The sequence below is a fragment of the Luteococcus sp. Sow4_B9 genome, from assembly GCF_052116585.1.
GTDB lineage: Bacteria > Actinomycetota > Actinomycetes > Propionibacteriales > Propionibacteriaceae > Luteococcus.
In genome coordinates this window covers 1-14,266 of sequence record NZ_JBQKKT010000039.1, presented here as the reverse complement: position 1 = coordinate 14,266, position 14,266 = coordinate 1, and the positions used below count along the sequence as shown (strand labels likewise).

Sequence of the window (14,266 nt, the reverse complement as noted above, 5' to 3'; positions counted from 1 at the left end):
ACCCCCCCGCCGCGCCCCCCCCACCAGTACCTCAAGGGGTGGCGGGGCCGCGATGCCTCTGCTCTTCCGGGCGGGCGAACCGGGCCGGGAATAGCGCTGCGAGGCGAATGGTTGACCCGGCGAGTGGACACCCGTCGCGCAACCAGCGCTCGGTAGAGTTCCACCCGGAGCACGCCACCGCGGCGCGGCCGCGCGAGAGGACATCATGACCACACCCGCCCTGAACGTCACCGGACTGATCTCGCTGGACGACATCACCCCCGACGAGGAGCCCGTCACCGCTCCCGTCACGGCCGACGACCAGCCGGTGCGCGACGTGATCATCGTCGGATCCGGCCCAGCCGGCTACACGGCAGCCATCTACACCTCCCGCGCCGATCTCAAGCCCTTGGTCATCGAGGGTGCCTTCAGTGCCGGCGGCGCCCTGATGAACACCACCGAGGTGGAGAACTATCCGGGCTACACCGACGGGATCATGGGCCCCGACCTGATGAAGAACATGCGCGCCCAAGCCGAGCGCTTCGGTGCCGAATTCGTCACCGACGATGCCGAGGAGCTGGACCTCACGGGCCCCATCAAGACGGTGACGGACTCCGCCGGCAATACCTACCGCGCCAAGGCCGTCATCCTGGCCACCGGCTCGGGCTACAAGCGTCTGGGTCTGGCCGACGAGGACAAGTACTCCGGCCGCGGTGTCAGCTGGTGCGCCACCTGCGACGGCTTCTTCTTCAAGGACAAGCCGATCGTCGTGGTCGGCGGTGGCGACTCCGCCGTCGAGGAGGCCACCTTCCTGAGCCGTTTCGGCTCCAGCGTCACCATGGTGGTGCGTCGCGACGAGCTGCGCGCCAGCAAGATCATGGCGGCCCGTGCCCTGAACGACCCGAAGATCACCATCGAGTGGAATTCCGAGGTCGTCTCGATGAGCGGAGACAAGGCACTGGAGAGCGTCACCCTCAAGAACAACCAGAGCGGCGAGACGAAGGCGCTCCCCGTCAACGGTCTCTTCGTCGCCATCGGCCACGAGCCCCGTTCCGAACTGGTGAAGGGGCAGGTGGAGCTCGACGCCGCCGGCTACGTGCTCACCGAGGCCGACGGGACGAAGACCAATGTGTCCGGCGTCTTCGCCTGCGGCGACCTGGTGGACCACACCTACCGCCAGGCGATCACCGCCGCGGGCTCCGGCTGCAAGGCCGCCCTCGACGCGGAGCGCTGGCTCGCAGACCTGGCCGACGAGAACGTGCAGGCCTGACCCCCCACACCCAACCGCTCCCCGCGTCCACAGAGGGGACACCAACCGCTCCCCGAGCCCGTCAAGGGGACAGATCCAAGGAGAACCATGAGCGTCAAGGACGTCACCGACAAGACCTTCGTCGACGAGGTCGTCATGAACCCCAAGCCGGTCCTGGTGGACTACTGGGCCGACTGGTGCGCCCCCTGCAAGCAGCTCTCGCCGATCATCGACGAGATCGCCACCCAGCTGGGCGACAAGATGGACTTCGTCAAGATGGACACCAATTCCAACACCCAGATCCCCACCGAGCAGGGGATCCTGTCGCTCCCCACGCTGCAGGTGTGGCAGGGCGGCCGTGTGGTGAAGTCCTTCCAGGGCGCCAAGAGCAAGGGTGCGCTGCTGAAGGCCCTGGACGAGTTCATCTGATCGTCGGCACCAGCTCGTCGATCCGGGTGGAAGCTCCGGTCTTCACCTCCGGGAATCCGTCTTCCCTCTCTGACAAGCACAATCACAACCGCGGCTGCCCACAGGGAGCCGCGGTCGTGTGATTCCACTAGGTTTGTCCCCATGAGTACCACCCCCGGTGACAGTCATGGCCCGTCTCCCCTGGACTCCGACGGCACTTCATTCGGTGCCACGGCCACCACGGGCCCCGACGAGTTGGACGCTGGTCCCGTCATCCACGCGAGCCGTTTCCCCCGCTGGGTCCTGCTCCTGGCAGGGCTGCTGGGCCTGCTCCTGGTTGTGGGCGGCGCGGCCTATGCGGCCTATCGGATCAATGCGAGCAAGCCGCAGGTGGTGATCACCGCGGCTCCGTCGCGGACCCCGTGGACGATGACTCCGCCGCTCTCGGTGGACGAGTACTCCCGCGATGCCAACTCCGCGGACACCCCGTCGGCCAATCCGACCACCAAGAAGTCAACCATTGCAGCCACCTATGCCCGGGGCGGACAGAACACCGTCGTGCTGCTGATGAGCCGTCCGGAGACCGACGCGAAGAAGTTCATGACGGACATGGGCATGAATGCGATCATCGCCACCGAGGACGGCTACTGCGGCACCAGCATCGACACCAATCGGGATGCCTGCGCGATCATCCGCGACAAGACGGCGATCATGATCGTCGATCTGGTGGGTCTGACCCGCACCGACCTGATGGAGCTGACCAACCGCTTCGCGGACACCATGGCTCCCTGACCTGGAAGGCCCTCATGACCACCCCTGACGATTCGGCATCCACCCCGACGAGCGCCCGACGTGAGGTGCGCGTCGAACGAACGAGCACGGGGAACTATCTGGCAACCAATGCCGATGGCGTGCAGGTGGCCGTCGGCATGGCCCCGGAGCACTTCAGCCCGGTGGAACTCCTCCTGGCCGCCGTCGGTGCCTGCAGTGCGATCGACGTGGACGTGGTGACGGCCCGGCGTGCTGAGCCAAAGACCTTCGAGGTGGTCGCCGGCGGTGAGAAGTTCTTCGACGAGACGGGCGGCGCGCGTCTGCGCGATGTCAGTGTCGACTTCTCCATACTGTTCGGCGATGACGAGGCTGGCCGTCAGGCCGCCGGTCTGGTGGAGCGCCTGGTGCGGCTCTCCCATGACAGGGACTGCACCGTCTCCCGGACCGTGGAACATGAGACCCCGGTGGTGATGAGGGTCACCGAGCCCGAGCGGTGAGCTGCGTCCAGCTGTTCTTCAGGAAACTGGCTCGCCGCCGGTGAATTCGGCTGTGAGCAGCGGAAACACACCAGTGCCATACAGGCCGTTCGGGGTGGCGTCCAGTCCCCAGTTGGCAATTTTTCTGAGAGCGATTTTGAGAAACGCTCAGGAATGCCTACGTTGGCTCTCATGAACAAGACCTCCACCTTCGTTTCCCTGGTCGCTGCGACCGCGCTGAGCGCCGGCATCGGTATCAGCGCCGCTGCCCCCGCGCAGGCCGCTGGCACCGTGTGGGACCGTGTGGCCCAGTGCGAGTCCGGCGGCAACTGGTCGATCAACACGGGCAACGGCTACTACGGCGGCCTGCAGTTCAGCCGTTCCACCTGGCTCGGCTTCGGCGGCGGCAAGTACGCCCCGACGGCCAACAAGGCCACCAAGGCCCAGCAGATCGAGATCGCCAAGAAGACCCTGAAGACCCAGGGCCCCGGCGCCTGGCCGGTCTGCTCCAAGCGCGCTGGCCTGACCCGCGCCAACGGCCTGGCCGTCAGCACCGGTGTCACCTCGAGCGTGAAGACCGTCGCCCCGGTGAAGAAGAAGGCCACCACCACCAAGAAGAAGGCCACCACCACCGCCCCCGTGAAGTCGGTCAAGGGCGCCAAGTACGTGATCGTGAAGCGTGGGGACACCCTGTCGAAGATCGCCAAGCGCAACGGCAGCGGCTGGAAGGCTGTCTGGCAGCTCAACAAGTCCACCGTGAAGAACCCGAACATGATCAAGGTCGGCCAGAAGATCCGCGTCGCCTGATCACGTCAAACTCCTCACAACACCCGATGCCCCGGCCTGCTGGCCGGGGCATCGTCATGTCGTGATCGCGCGGCTTGTGATCGCGCGGCTTGTGATGGGGCGGCCCGAGCCGCTCGGCCAGGGCGACGTCTTCAGGGTGCGCCGTGGCCGTCGCGTCCGGTGGGTTCGACGGGCGGCACCGGGCGCGGCAGCAGCCCCTGCAGGAGATCCTTGGCACGGTGCAGGTCCGGGATCCATCGCGACGTGGACTCCAGCGAGAGACGCATCCGCACCCGTCCGTCGGCCCTGGGCTCGGGCACACCGGTGAATCCGGCACCCGCCAACCAGTCCATCGGCGGTTCCAGGCAGGTGCCGCCGCGCAGACTCGCCGCTGCCTCGACGGTGGCCACATCCCCGGCCAGTCGACGCGAGAGCGCCTGCACCAGGAGTCGGGTGCGGGCCTGGGGCAATCCCCGGTTGTCCGCATCGTCGGGTTCCGTCACCAGAGCCAGCAGGTAGGCGGCATCCGGGAGGCGCGACCAGTGGACCAGGGGATGATCCGGGGGCAGTTGCAGGCCGGGACAGACGAGAAGCTGGGCCTCGGGGGACGAGTCGTCATTCACCAGCACCACTCCGCAGAGTCCCCACTGGTCCATCGCCGCGCGGGCCCAGGTGGCACCCGGATCCTGCAGCAGCGCGTCCAGTTCGCCGTGCGCATCGCAGGTGGGCAGCAGGGCGGGCAGGTCACCGGGCAGCACGACGCGCAGTCGTCCGGATCGTGCCATGGCAGCCTCCTCCACACAGAACCCTCGTCCAGCAGCGGCAGTGTCCATCGTAGGCGGAGGTCCCGCCAAGAATGACGCGTAGGCGGAGGTCCCGCCAAGAATAACGCGTAGGCCGGGGGAGTGACCCTCAACCCACGAACCCGGCCCGCGTGGCAGAGTAGAGGGGTGAGCCTGCCTGAACCCCAACGTCGAGACACCCGGCTGGACCGTTACTACTCCAGCTACTCCCAGCGCACCCACGGCATGCGTGCCTCCGCGGTCCGCGCCCTGTTCGCGGTCGCGAACCGGCCCGAGGTGGTCTCCTTGGCAGGCGGCATGCCGAACATCGCCGACCTCCCTCTGGACATCGTCGGCAACACGTTGGCTGAGCTCGTCCAGGAGCGTGGCCAACAGGCCATGCAGTACGGATCCGGCCAAGGCGAGCCCTTCATCCGCGAGCAGATCTGCGAGGTCATGGCGCTGGAGGGCATCAGTGCTCATCCTGACGACGTGACCATCACCTGTGGTTCGCAGCAGGGGCTCGATCTGGTGACCCGCATCTTCTGCGATCCCGGCGACGTGGTGCTGGCGGAGGCTCCGAGCTATGTGGGGGCGCTGGGCACCTTCGGCAGCTATCAGTGCGAGGTCGTGCACGTCAGCATGGACGAGTTCGGCCTGCAGCCCGACGCGCTGCGGGAGGCCGCGACGGCGTGCGCCGAGGCCGGGAAGCGCCCGAAGTTCCTCTACACGATCCCCAACTTCAACAATCCGTCGGGCATCACCCAGAGCCTGGAGCGCCGCCAGCAGATCGTCGAGGTCTGCCGGGAGCTCGACATCCTGGTGGTGGAGGACAATCCCTACGGCCTGCTGACGCTCGACGCCGAGCCGATTCCCGCGATCCGTTCCCTGGACGACGAGCAGGTCATCTATCTGGGTTCCTTCTCCAAGACCTTCGCCCCTGGTTTCCGGGTTGGCTGGGTGCTGGCACCGCATGCCGTGCGCGAGAAGCTTGTCCTGGCCCAGGAATCCGCGACGCTGTGCCCGCCGGTCTTCAGTCAGTACGCCATCAGCTCCTACCTGGCCAATCATGACTGGAAGGGCCAGATCGTCGCCTTCAAGGACATGTACCGCGAGCGCCGCGACGCGATGCTGGAGGCCTTGCGGGAGTACATGCCGCCCGGCACCACGTGGACCGAACCCAAGGGTGGCTTCTTCGTCTGGGTCACGCTGCCCGAGGGGCTGGATTCGCAGGCCATGTTGCCGCGTGCCGTCACGGCGCGCGTCGCGTACACCCCTGGCACCGCCTTCTACGCCGACGGACTGGGCAGCCGCAACATCCGCCTGAGTTACTGCTTCCCGCCACCGGAGAGGATCCGCGAGGGCGTCCGTCGTCTTGCCGACGTGGTCAACCGAGAGTTCGAGCTGCACCAGACCTTCGGTCTGGGCTCCTCCCCGATGCATGTGAGCCGCAATCTGGGCCCCGGCCCGGAAACCTTCTGAGCGAAAGGGCACCCACCCACCATGAGCGACGAGCAGATCCAGCCCGCAGCCAATACCGTCCTGCAGGGTTCCCCCCAGCCGACCGTCGTCGTGCTGGCCGGCGGCCTCTCCCATGAGCGCGACGTCTCGCTGCGTTCGGGGCGACGCGTGGCCCAGGCCCTGCGCGGCGCCGGCCACAAGGTCATCGAGACGGATGTGAACTCCGAGCTGTTGACGCTGCTGGCCAGCCTGGAACGCCCGGTCGTGGTGCCCATGCTGCACGGTGGTCTGGGTGAGGACGGCGCCCTGCGGGAGGTCCTCGAGCTGCTCGACGTGCCGGCCGTCGGTTCTTCGGGCGCGGTCTGCCGCACCACCTTCGACAAGTCGGTGGCCGGAACCGTGGTGGCCCGCGCCGGCTTCAACGTTCCGCAGCAGGTGGCCCTGCCCCACGACATCTTCCGCGAGTTGGGCGCCGATCGGCTCGTGGAGGCGCTGGGAGCCAAGCTGGGCTTTCCGCTGATCGTCAAGCCTGCGCGCAGCGGTTCGGCACTGGGCACCACCAAGGTCAACTCCATGGACGAGCTGCGCCAGGCGATGGTGGCTGCCTATGCCTACGGGCCGGTGGCCGTCATCGAGGAGTTCATCCACGGCACGGAGGTGGCCGTCACGGCCGTTGTGCGCGGTGACGACGTGCGGGTCCTCCCGGCCGTGGAGATCCGTCCCGAATCGGGGATCTACGACTACGCGGCGCGCTACACGGCTGGCTTCACCCGATTCATCGTGCCCGCAGAACTTCCCGACGATGCCGCCCGCAATGTTGTTGATCTTGCACAAGGGGCCGTGAAGGCGCTCAATCTCCAGGCGGTTGTCCGCGTCGACATGATCGTCGACGACGAGGGCCGTGCCTGGTTCCTGGAGGGGAACTCGGCTCCCGGCATGACCGAGACGTCCATCGCCCCCATCGCCATGCAGGCTGCCGGTCTTGATCTTGCTCGGGTCTATGGTCCCCTCGTGCAGGAGGCTGCACAGGAATGACCCGGCTCAAGCAGTTGCTCATCGCGGTGATCGGCTGTGCCCTCAGCGTATTCATGATCTTCCTCGGGCTCTGGCAGGCCGAGGTCTTCCAGTCCCAGGCGCAGGGCAGCGCCGAACAGCGCGCGGCGGGCCAGCCCCGAGACCTCGAGTCGAATCTGCAGGGCGAGGTGGTCGGCGACCTCTACGGGCGTCGGGTGACCGCGACGGGTAGTTTTCTCCCCGGCAAGCAGGTCCTGGCAGGGACGGAGCATCCCTTGCAGGTGGTGAGTGCCTTCCGGACAAAGGGCGGACGCACGCTCACGGTCGTGCGTGGCACCCTCCCGCAGGGGCAGTCGACACCTCCTCCGGCACCCAGCGGCCCGCAGACTGTCCAGGGCGTCATCCTGCCCACCCAGGGAAAGCCCACCGTGCCGCTGCCGAGCGATGCCCCGGCCGGCACCCTGAGTGCGGTTCGTCTGGAGCAGCTGGCCCAAGACTGGCCGGCGCCCCTGGTGGCTGGTTTCGTGACCCAGGAGGCCGACGCCAGCAGGGCCCAAGGTCTGGGTCCCAAGGCGCCGGACATTCCCGACGTCGGGGGCGGCAAGGAGCGCAATCGCGGTTATGCCCTGCAGTGGTGGGCCTTCGCGATCTTCGGCTTTGCCGCCACGTGGGTTGGGGTGAAGGCCGCGGGTCCGAAGAAGGCCGAGTAGGCCCCGGGTTCGGGACGCGGGATTCGGGCCGCGACGGTCAGCAGCCCCCGAAGTGCCCCAGTGCCAGATGCCCCCAGTGCCAGATGCCCCCAGTGCCAGATGCCCCCGGTATCTCTCGATCGTCCGCTCTGACGGGCCGTCCCGCCACATCTTCACTGGCTGGATAGGGTGGGTGTGTGACTGACCTTCATGATGATGACCTCGACGACCTGACGCAGGAAGATGTCCAGGGCCTGCGCGGGGCGCTGACCCGTTACCGCTTCTTTGCGTACGCCACTGGCGTTCTGCTTGTGGTGCTCGTCTGCATTGGCATGCCGTTGAAATACATCTGGGACAACGACACTGTGGTGACCTGGACTGGCGTTCCACATGGCTGGCTGTACATGGGTTTGTTGATCACCGCCTATGACTTGGGCCGCCGCGCTCGTTGGTCCTGGAAGCGACTGTTGCTTATCGCGTTGGCGGGTACCGTCCCCTTCCTGTCCTTCGTCGCGGAGGCCTCGGCCCGCAAGGACGTCCAGGAGACGCTGGGCACGTGGGAGCGTGCGCTGGGTTCGTCCGTCGAGTCCTGACCAGCAAGGTCTGCGACCGCCCGGTTTGCCGTCTGGCGCTGGCCAGGCGTCCCGGGCACTGTCTCGCGCCAAAGGGCCGGTCATCCTCACTGGAGGATGACCGGCCCTTTGGTCGTTCGTCGATGATTCGACGAGCACGGGAACGGGAACAGACCTCTACATATTTGTAGACAAAGTGATGTATTGACTGATCTATTTATTGTCCGTTGACGATATTGAGGATTCGCTCCAGATCATCCTCGGTGGCGAACTCGATCGTGATCTTTCCGCGATTGCGACCGATGTCCACCTTCACGCGGGTGTCGAAGTGATCCGACAGGCTTGAGGAGAGTTCCAACGCGCGCGGTGAGGGCTCCTTGGGTGTACGTTCCCGCTTCTTCTTTGCAGTGGAACCGTCCTGGAGCGCAACGATCTCTTCGGTGGCCCGCACGGAGAGTCCTTCTGCGACGATGCGCTGGGCCAGCTGCTCCTGGGCAACCGGATCCTCGATCATGAGGAGAGCACGCGCATGGCCGGCTGACAGAACGCCGGCCGCAACCCGCCGCTGCACCGGCGCGGGAAGACGAAGGAGTCGGATCGTATTCGAGATCTGGGGTCGCGATCGCTTGATCTTCACCGCCAGCTCTTCCTGGGTGCAACCGAAGTCACTCAGCATTTGCTGATAGGCGGCAGCCTCCTCCAGGGGGTTCAGCTGCGCACGGTGCAGGTTTTCCAGGAGTGCGTCGCGCAGCAGGTTGCCGTCTTCGGTTCCTCGGACGATGGCCGGAACGGTTTCCATCCCCGCCTCGGTACTCGCGCGCCAGCGGCGCTCACCCATGATCAATTCATATTGATCTTGGTTGACCTTGCGCACGACGATCGGCTGAAGGACTCCCACTTCCTTGATGGATTCCACAAGCTCATTCAACGCGTCCTCGTCGAAAACCGTCCGCGGCTGCTTGGGATTCGGTCGGATCTGCGACACCGGGATCAACTGGAAGTAGGAGCCATCCTCCAGGGGTGCGGAAGGGCCAGCGTGGTCGATCTCCGGGGGAAGTGCCTTGTCACGAGTTGATTCGTCATCGATGTCGGTACGCTGGAAGAGTTCTCCTAGACCCCTGCCGAGTCCGGACTGGTGCTTTGCAGGCATCAAAGGGCCTTTCCACGGTGTGCGATTTCATTGGCTGCTCGCCAGTACGCCTTTGCGCCGGCCGAGCTGGGATCAAACTGGAGGAGTGTCTGGCCGTAGCTCGGTGCTTCGGCAATCCGGACGCTGCGCGGGATCTGGGCGTCCAGGGTCTGCTTCTCGAAGTGACGACGGACTTCACGGGCCACCTGTGCCGAGAGCTTGGTGCGTGCGTCGAACATGGTCAGGAGGACCGTCGACAGGTCAAGATCGGGGTTGAGTTCTCGCTGCACCACTTGAATCGTGTTCATCAGCTGCGACACGCCCTCCAGAGCGTAGTACTCGCACTGGATGGGGATGATCACCTCGTCGGCGGCAACCAGAGCGTTCAACGTCAGCAGACCCAGCGACGGTGGGCAGTCGAACAGGATGTAGTCGACCTCGTGACTCTTAAGGTAGCTGCGGATTGATCGTGCCAAGCGCTGCTCTCGCCCGACCATCTGCACCAACTGGATCTCCGCACCCGCCAGGTCAACCGTGGCGGGGACCACTTGAAGCCCAGGAGCCTCAGGCGAATCGACGATCAGCTCCTCGAGCGGCACGCCATCAAGGAGAGCCTCGTAGGTTCCGGGAGTTCCGGGTGCATGCGGGATTCCCAACGCCGTTGAGGCGTTGCCCTGTGGATCGAGGTCCAGCACCAGCACCGTGAGACCGCCATCCGCCAGTGATGCCGCAAGGTTCACTGTCGTGGTGGTCTTTCCGACGCCGCCCTTCTGGTTGACGACGCACATCACCCGAGTAGAGGCCGGCTTGGGGAAGTCAGTCTTGACGTCACGCGGGATGATGCGCGGAGTACCAGGGACACGCTGCGTGGGGGTGCTTGCGGTACTGGTCACAAGTGGGTTCGCCCTTCATGCTCGTCGCAGCGAATGTTTCACGTGGAACACTCTGCGCCAAATCTGATGTACGCGAGGAGTCTACTAGAGATGGTCGGATCATCCGTGAGGAACACAGCACAGTACGGTGGGTGTGGCACTGGCGCTCTACTGGTGTGCTCATTCAGTGGCCTACGCGCATCTCAGGGTGCGCAAGAAGGTTGAGTGGCACCCGGTATACGGGCCAGGTGGGTACGCGCACATGTCAAGGGAGCCGCCCCAGTGCATCGTTCCGAAACATGTTACGCCGCAGTCACACGGCTTCACACAACTCACCACGGACCAAGGCCATGTGGTCGCAGAAGCCCATACCTACGTGAGGCAGCGTCATCCGTTCCCAACCGGCGCCAGCGGGAACACCCAATTCCGGCAAACAGTGCGTTGAGACGCACGCCTGCACCGCTCGACTAGCGCGAAGAGCGACCACCAGGAATCTCCGACGGAGTCTCGTTTGAACCCATCGGACCCCCGAAACCACTCCGATCCAGCTCCCGCGCAGAACGTGGTTCCCAATCCCTCGCCAGCTCCATACACGTACGTAGGTCAGTCAGAGCCGTCGGAGTCCATCGCCGGAGCGATGGTGTTCCACGTGAAACATCAGCCAAGCAATCACCCGCCCCCCCAGGGCAGCAGAATGCTCAGCGAATGGGCGTGATCACCAAAGCCTGGGTGACTTCGGCCTCCGGGTGGGCGCGAACCTGAAGGACTTGGGCGTCCAGCCGTCCCGCCTCGAGTCGACGTGACGCGTCTGAGATCTCCTGCGAAACCGAATCACCCTTGAGTGCGACCAACCTCCCATTCGGATAGAACAGGGGAGTGCACCACCCTAGAAGCTTCTGCACATTGGCCACTGCACGACAGGTGACCACGTCATAGGTCTCGTCGCAGTCCTCAGCACGGCCACGAACCACCTGCACGCGATCCTCCAGCCGCAGCTCTTCCACTGTCTCGCCCAAGAAGTTGAAGCGACGCAGCAGGGGTTCTAGAAGGGTCATCTCAAGGTCAGGACGCAGAATGGCCAGAGGAATCCCTGGCAGTCCAGCCCCGCTGCCCACGTCGATCACTGTGGCCCCGTCAGGGATGAGGTCCGCCAGCGCAGCGCAGTTCAGGATGTGACGCTCCCACAAACGATCCTTTTCGCGCGGTCCGATCAGGCCCCAGTCAATGCCCTTGGTGGCAAGAATGTCGACATAGTCACTAATCGATGTAAAGTTTTCTCTGTAAACAGTTCTCGCTTGTTCGATGGGATCCATGATTCTTCTTTCGACAGCCACGCCGGATGGGGAACTGTTGATCAACACTAGTGCCTCATCCAGCTTTCATGCCGGGCTCGGACTGCGTCCACGTTGAAGCGCCTACATCCACCTGAGTCAGAGCCCGACCACTCCACAGCAAGGCCCCGGGTCTCAATGCGTACTGACCACTCCAAGCCCGAGCCTACGTCCCATGTAGCGGAGCGCGCCGTGGACGAATCAGCGCCGCCTCGATCAACCAGGTACTTCCAGTTCTTGGCAAACCAGCACCCCACTCGACATTGTCCACCCTTCGATGTTCTTCTGTCTTGAGCTGACCACCGACCCATGGGATGTGGGCTCGCGACTCAACCGAGCGCTGGCCGGTCCAGGCAGCGGTAGGTCAGTCGCCACAGCACCTGTTCGCTCCCAAGCTCGTCGACCGACGTGTTGTGCCGGACCACACGACGTGGGGCCGGCACAATCATCCATGGCTTGCGCTCAAGTTCCCTCGGCGATGTTTGAGCTCGAAGAACGATGTAGCTGCCTTTCGCGCCGCGTTCGGATCTGCGGGGCCTGTGACTTGACCCCGCCACGTCAGATGCCTCGCGAACCATTGCGACGAGAGCGACCGGCCAGAACCTGGGCATCAACAGTCTGAACCAGTCAGACTGAGCCGGCTCGCGTGCTGCATTCGAAGGCGAAACCTCTGTGCAGCACGCCCCACTAGATGCGTGCCTCACCAACAGTCGGGAAGAAGGGTGCCCGACGCCATGTTTCACGTGGAACGCCTGAATCCTGCGAAGTGGTTGCCAGCCCCACTTCTGTCCGGTCCGGGCGTCGCAGAAGCTCCACCGGCACCACTTCCGTGTGTGCATCCTCGCCGGACGCGGACTCTCGACACGGACGAGACGCCTCCATGCCACCGGGCCAGATCTGTCAGTGACGAAGTCGGAGGAACGAGAGCCCGTCCGCCTCGGAGCTCGCGCCTTGCACCGTCCTGACGAGGCTCACCACGGAAGGGCTAGACCGGAGGGTGAGATCGCGAGTCGGTCACCGTCCGACCAACGGTACATCCACTCCTCCCGGAGCGAGCGGCATGTCACATGTCCCGCACCTTCCACCATCCACACGCCACCCCGGTCATCTGTGGAAAACTGCGAGGCCCTTCGCCACCTTCGTTCCTGGCACGAAGTGCGTCGGCCAAAGGTTTCAGCTGTCAGACGGCCACGCAACGTCAGCGAAATGTGTGCAGATCCCCACATCGACAAGGAACTATCCACCCAGGCCAGACAGCCCTGGGGCCAGTCGTCCACCCGCCGCAGAACCACTTCTGCCCAATCAACCTGCTCACTGGCGGCGGCGAGCTGCTGTGGACATCTCCATCCCCCTGTGGATAAGTGTCAATCACTCTCTTTCTCTCTTTGTCGATTTATCTCTCCATTGCTTCGGCGGGCGGCCATTCTCACGGATGGCTCGACCAGAAGCGAGTGCGCGCTCCTCCAGTTGCAGGAGACCCCAGCGTGCAGGTGCGATCTCAGTCGCTTCGGTTCCACCGCAACCGCCACGGACGACAGAGGGCGGCACAATCGTCACCATCTGAGGGTTCTCCAGAGGCACCGGAGTCAGCACCAAGACCCGTCGCCACCACGACTGGCGTTGGACAAGAGCGTCAGGTGGAGCGATCCCTTTGGCATCGGCACGGTGCAGACCAAGCCTTGTAGCCGCGAAGACCGCGTGGCCATTCAAGGGAATCGTCGACATCAGTCAGAGCGAGGAGGGGACCCGCGCCTTGGTCGCCAGCTCGGGGCACTGACACGTCGCGCCTGCCCTGACCCAGTGCTCCGGGATGCCACCACCTGCCGCAATGACACCAGAGCCGGCACGGCGCCAGGACTAACACAAGGGGGGACCAACGAAACGGGGAACCAACACAGAAGGGGACCAGCATGACAAGGGGCCGGACGGAAAACCGTCCGGCCCCAGGCAACCTCGTGAAGCCGCCCCCAAAAACTCGGGAAACTGAGCCCACGCCCAGGGATCACATCACCCCGACCATCATTCGGCGGGCAGCACCACGACGCGACGCTTGGGTTCCACGCCCTCCGACTCGCTGACGAGCCCAGCCGCGGCCACGGCGTCGTGCACGATCTTGCGCTCGAAGGGGTTCATCGGCGTCATGCGGACGGCTTCACCCGAGGTCTTGACCTCGGCGATGGCATCGTGCGCCAGAACCTGCAGTTCCTTGCGGCGACGCTCACGGTGACCGGCAATGTCCAACATCAGTCGGCTGCGATGTCCGGTCTCGGTCATCACCGCCAGCCGCGAGAGCTCCTGCAGCGCATCCAGGACCTCTCCGTCCTTGCCCACCAGAACCTCGCTGTCGGTCACGATCGAGACATGGGCCCGGCCGCCCTCCGCATAGGTGTCGATGTCACCGTCGAGGTCTGCAATGTCCAGCAGTTCCTCCAGGTAGTCGGCGGCAATGTCACCCTCGGTGTCCAGCGGGTCCTCCTGGGCGCCGGATTCATCCTTGGCGGACGCCTCGTCGGCCCCCTTGGCGGCCTGGTCGTCCAGTTGCTGCTGCGCGGTCTCCACCTCGACGGTGTCGTCTCCGGTCTGGGTGTCCACCTCTGCGGTGGTGAGCTGCTCGCTCATGGTGTTCTCCTCGTTGAAAGGGGAGTGACGCAAGCGCCACGAGAAATCTCTGGATGCACGACGGCCCGCCCACTCAGGCGGGAACGCCACCGGTTCGCGGGGGCCGGCCCCCTCCACCACAACGCCCC

Annotated in this window: 13 protein-coding genes and 1 pseudogene; 9 read left to right on the top strand and 5 right to left on the bottom strand. The window is 64.9% G+C overall.

What is annotated here, in order from left to right:
* Window positions 1-205 precede the first annotated feature (205 nt).
* The 5 genes from trxB (at window position 206) to ACTQ49_RS14515 (ending at window position 3,690) form a co-directional block, all read left to right on the top strand.
* Window positions 206-1,249 (top strand): thioredoxin-disulfide reductase, encoded by a 1,044-nt coding sequence (trxB, locus tag ACTQ49_RS14535; RefSeq protein WP_441828555.1) that lies wholly within the window; start codon window positions 206-208, stop codon window positions 1,247-1,249.
* 87 nt (window positions 1,250-1,336) lie between these two features.
* A complete protein-coding gene (gene trxA, locus ACTQ49_RS14530) occupies window positions 1,337-1,657 on the top strand; it encodes a thioredoxin (RefSeq protein WP_441828554.1) in 321 nt (106 codons plus the stop codon).
* A 141-nt stretch (window positions 1,658-1,798) separates the two neighbouring features.
* Entirely contained in the window at window positions 1,799-2,428 is a 630-nt protein-coding gene (locus tag ACTQ49_RS14525; protein ID WP_441828553.1) for a hypothetical protein, read from the top strand.
* A 14-nt stretch (window positions 2,429-2,442) separates the two neighbouring features.
* Window positions 2,443-2,904 carry an OsmC family protein gene (locus tag ACTQ49_RS14520; RefSeq protein ID WP_441828552.1) on the top strand — a complete coding sequence of 154 codons (462 nt, stop codon included), beginning with the start codon at window positions 2,443-2,445 and terminating at the stop codon, window positions 2,902-2,904.
* Between the two features lie 171 nt (window positions 2,905-3,075).
* Window positions 3,076-3,690: a transglycosylase family protein gene (locus tag ACTQ49_RS14515; protein ID WP_441828551.1), complete on the top strand. Its 615-nt coding sequence runs from the start codon at window positions 3,076-3,078 to the stop codon at window positions 3,688-3,690.
* A 131-nt stretch (window positions 3,691-3,821) separates the two neighbouring features.
* On the opposite strand, the gene ACTQ49_RS14510 is transcribed toward ACTQ49_RS14515, so the two are convergent.
* Window positions 3,822-4,454 (bottom strand): hypothetical protein, encoded by a 633-nt coding sequence (locus ACTQ49_RS14510; RefSeq protein ID WP_441828550.1) that lies wholly within the window; start codon window positions 4,452-4,454, stop codon window positions 3,822-3,824.
* Between the two features lie 165 nt (window positions 4,455-4,619).
* Between ACTQ49_RS14510 and ACTQ49_RS14505 the strand changes: the two genes are divergently transcribed.
* The 4 genes and pseudogenes from ACTQ49_RS14505 to ACTQ49_RS14490 form a co-directional block, all read left to right on the top strand.
* Window positions 4,620-5,933: an aminotransferase-like domain-containing protein gene (locus tag ACTQ49_RS14505; RefSeq protein ID WP_441828549.1), complete on the top strand. Its 1,314-nt coding sequence runs from the start codon at window positions 4,620-4,622 to the stop codon at window positions 5,931-5,933.
* Window positions 5,934-5,954: 21 nt separating this feature from the next.
* Entirely contained in the window at window positions 5,955-6,947 is a 993-nt protein-coding gene (locus ACTQ49_RS14500; protein ID WP_441828548.1) for a D-alanine--D-alanine ligase family protein, read from the top strand.
* On the top strand, window positions 6,944-7,636 hold the full coding sequence (locus ACTQ49_RS14495) for an SURF1 family protein (protein WP_441828547.1): 693 nt from the start codon (window positions 6,944-6,946) through the stop codon (window positions 7,634-7,636). The genes ACTQ49_RS14500 and ACTQ49_RS14495 overlap by 4 nt, the downstream gene beginning before the upstream one ends.
* A 218-nt stretch (window positions 7,637-7,854) precedes the next feature.
* Window positions 7,855-8,208, top strand: a pseudogene (locus tag ACTQ49_RS14490) (DUF3817 domain-containing protein); the annotation flags it as partial.
* 196 nt (window positions 8,209-8,404) lie between these two features.
* Here the strand turns inward: ACTQ49_RS14490 and ACTQ49_RS14485 are convergent.
* The 4 genes from ACTQ49_RS14485 to ACTQ49_RS14470 form a co-directional block, all read right to left on the bottom strand.
* Window positions 8,405-9,337, bottom strand: coding sequence for a ParB/RepB/Spo0J family partition protein (locus tag ACTQ49_RS14485; protein WP_441828546.1), 933 nt, complete (start codon window positions 9,335-9,337; stop codon window positions 8,405-8,407).
* Complete coding sequence (locus ACTQ49_RS14480) at window positions 9,337-10,104, bottom strand: ParA family protein (protein WP_441828545.1); 768 nt, start codon at window positions 10,102-10,104, stop codon at window positions 9,337-9,339. The genes ACTQ49_RS14485 and ACTQ49_RS14480 overlap by 1 nt, the downstream gene beginning before the upstream one ends.
* Before the next feature lie 782 nt (window positions 10,105-10,886).
* Complete coding sequence (rsmG, locus tag ACTQ49_RS14475) at window positions 10,887-11,501, bottom strand: 16S rRNA (guanine(527)-N(7))-methyltransferase RsmG (RefSeq protein WP_441828544.1); 615 nt, start codon at window positions 11,499-11,501, stop codon at window positions 10,887-10,889.
* 2,037 nt (window positions 11,502-13,538) lie between these two features.
* Complete coding sequence (locus ACTQ49_RS14470; RefSeq protein WP_441828543.1) at window positions 13,539-14,138, bottom strand: Jag family protein; 600 nt, start codon at window positions 14,136-14,138, stop codon at window positions 13,539-13,541.
* Between the last annotated feature and the right edge of the window lie 128 nt (window positions 14,139-14,266).

Excerpts from the sequence above, each read along its gene's own strand:
- trxB (WP_441828555.1), top strand. The coding sequence starts at position 206 with ATGACCACACCCGCCCTGAACGTCACCGGACTGATCTCGCTGGACGAC.
- trxA (WP_441828554.1), top strand. The coding sequence starts at position 1,337 with ATGAGCGTCAAGGACGTCACCGACAAGACCTTCGTCGACGAGGTCGTC.
- ACTQ49_RS14525 (WP_441828553.1), top strand. The coding sequence starts at position 1,799 with ATGAGTACCACCCCCGGTGACAGTCATGGCCCGTCTCCCCTGGACTCC.
- ACTQ49_RS14520 (WP_441828552.1), top strand. The coding sequence starts at position 2,443 with ATGACCACCCCTGACGATTCGGCATCCACCCCGACGAGCGCCCGACGT.
- ACTQ49_RS14515 (WP_441828551.1), top strand. The coding sequence starts at position 3,076 with ATGAACAAGACCTCCACCTTCGTTTCCCTGGTCGCTGCGACCGCGCTG.
- ACTQ49_RS14510 (WP_441828550.1), bottom strand. The coding sequence starts at position 4,454 with ATGGCACGATCCGGACGACTGCGCGTCGTGCTGCCCGGTGACCTGCCC.
- ACTQ49_RS14500 (WP_441828548.1), top strand. The coding sequence starts at position 5,955 with ATGAGCGACGAGCAGATCCAGCCCGCAGCCAATACCGTCCTGCAGGGT.
- ACTQ49_RS14495 (WP_441828547.1), top strand. The coding sequence starts at position 6,944 with ATGACCCGGCTCAAGCAGTTGCTCATCGCGGTGATCGGCTGTGCCCTC.
- ACTQ49_RS14485 (WP_441828546.1), bottom strand. The coding sequence starts at position 9,337 with ATGCCTGCAAAGCACCAGTCCGGACTCGGCAGGGGTCTAGGAGAACTC.
- ACTQ49_RS14480 (WP_441828545.1), bottom strand. The coding sequence starts at position 10,104 with ATGTGCGTCGTCAACCAGAAGGGCGGCGTCGGAAAGACCACCACGACA.
- rsmG (WP_441828544.1), bottom strand. The coding sequence starts at position 11,501 with ATGGATCCCATCGAACAAGCGAGAACTGTTTACAGAGAAAACTTTACA.
- ACTQ49_RS14470 (WP_441828543.1), bottom strand. The coding sequence starts at position 14,138 with ATGAGCGAGCAGCTCACCACCGCAGAGGTGGACACCCAGACCGGAGAC.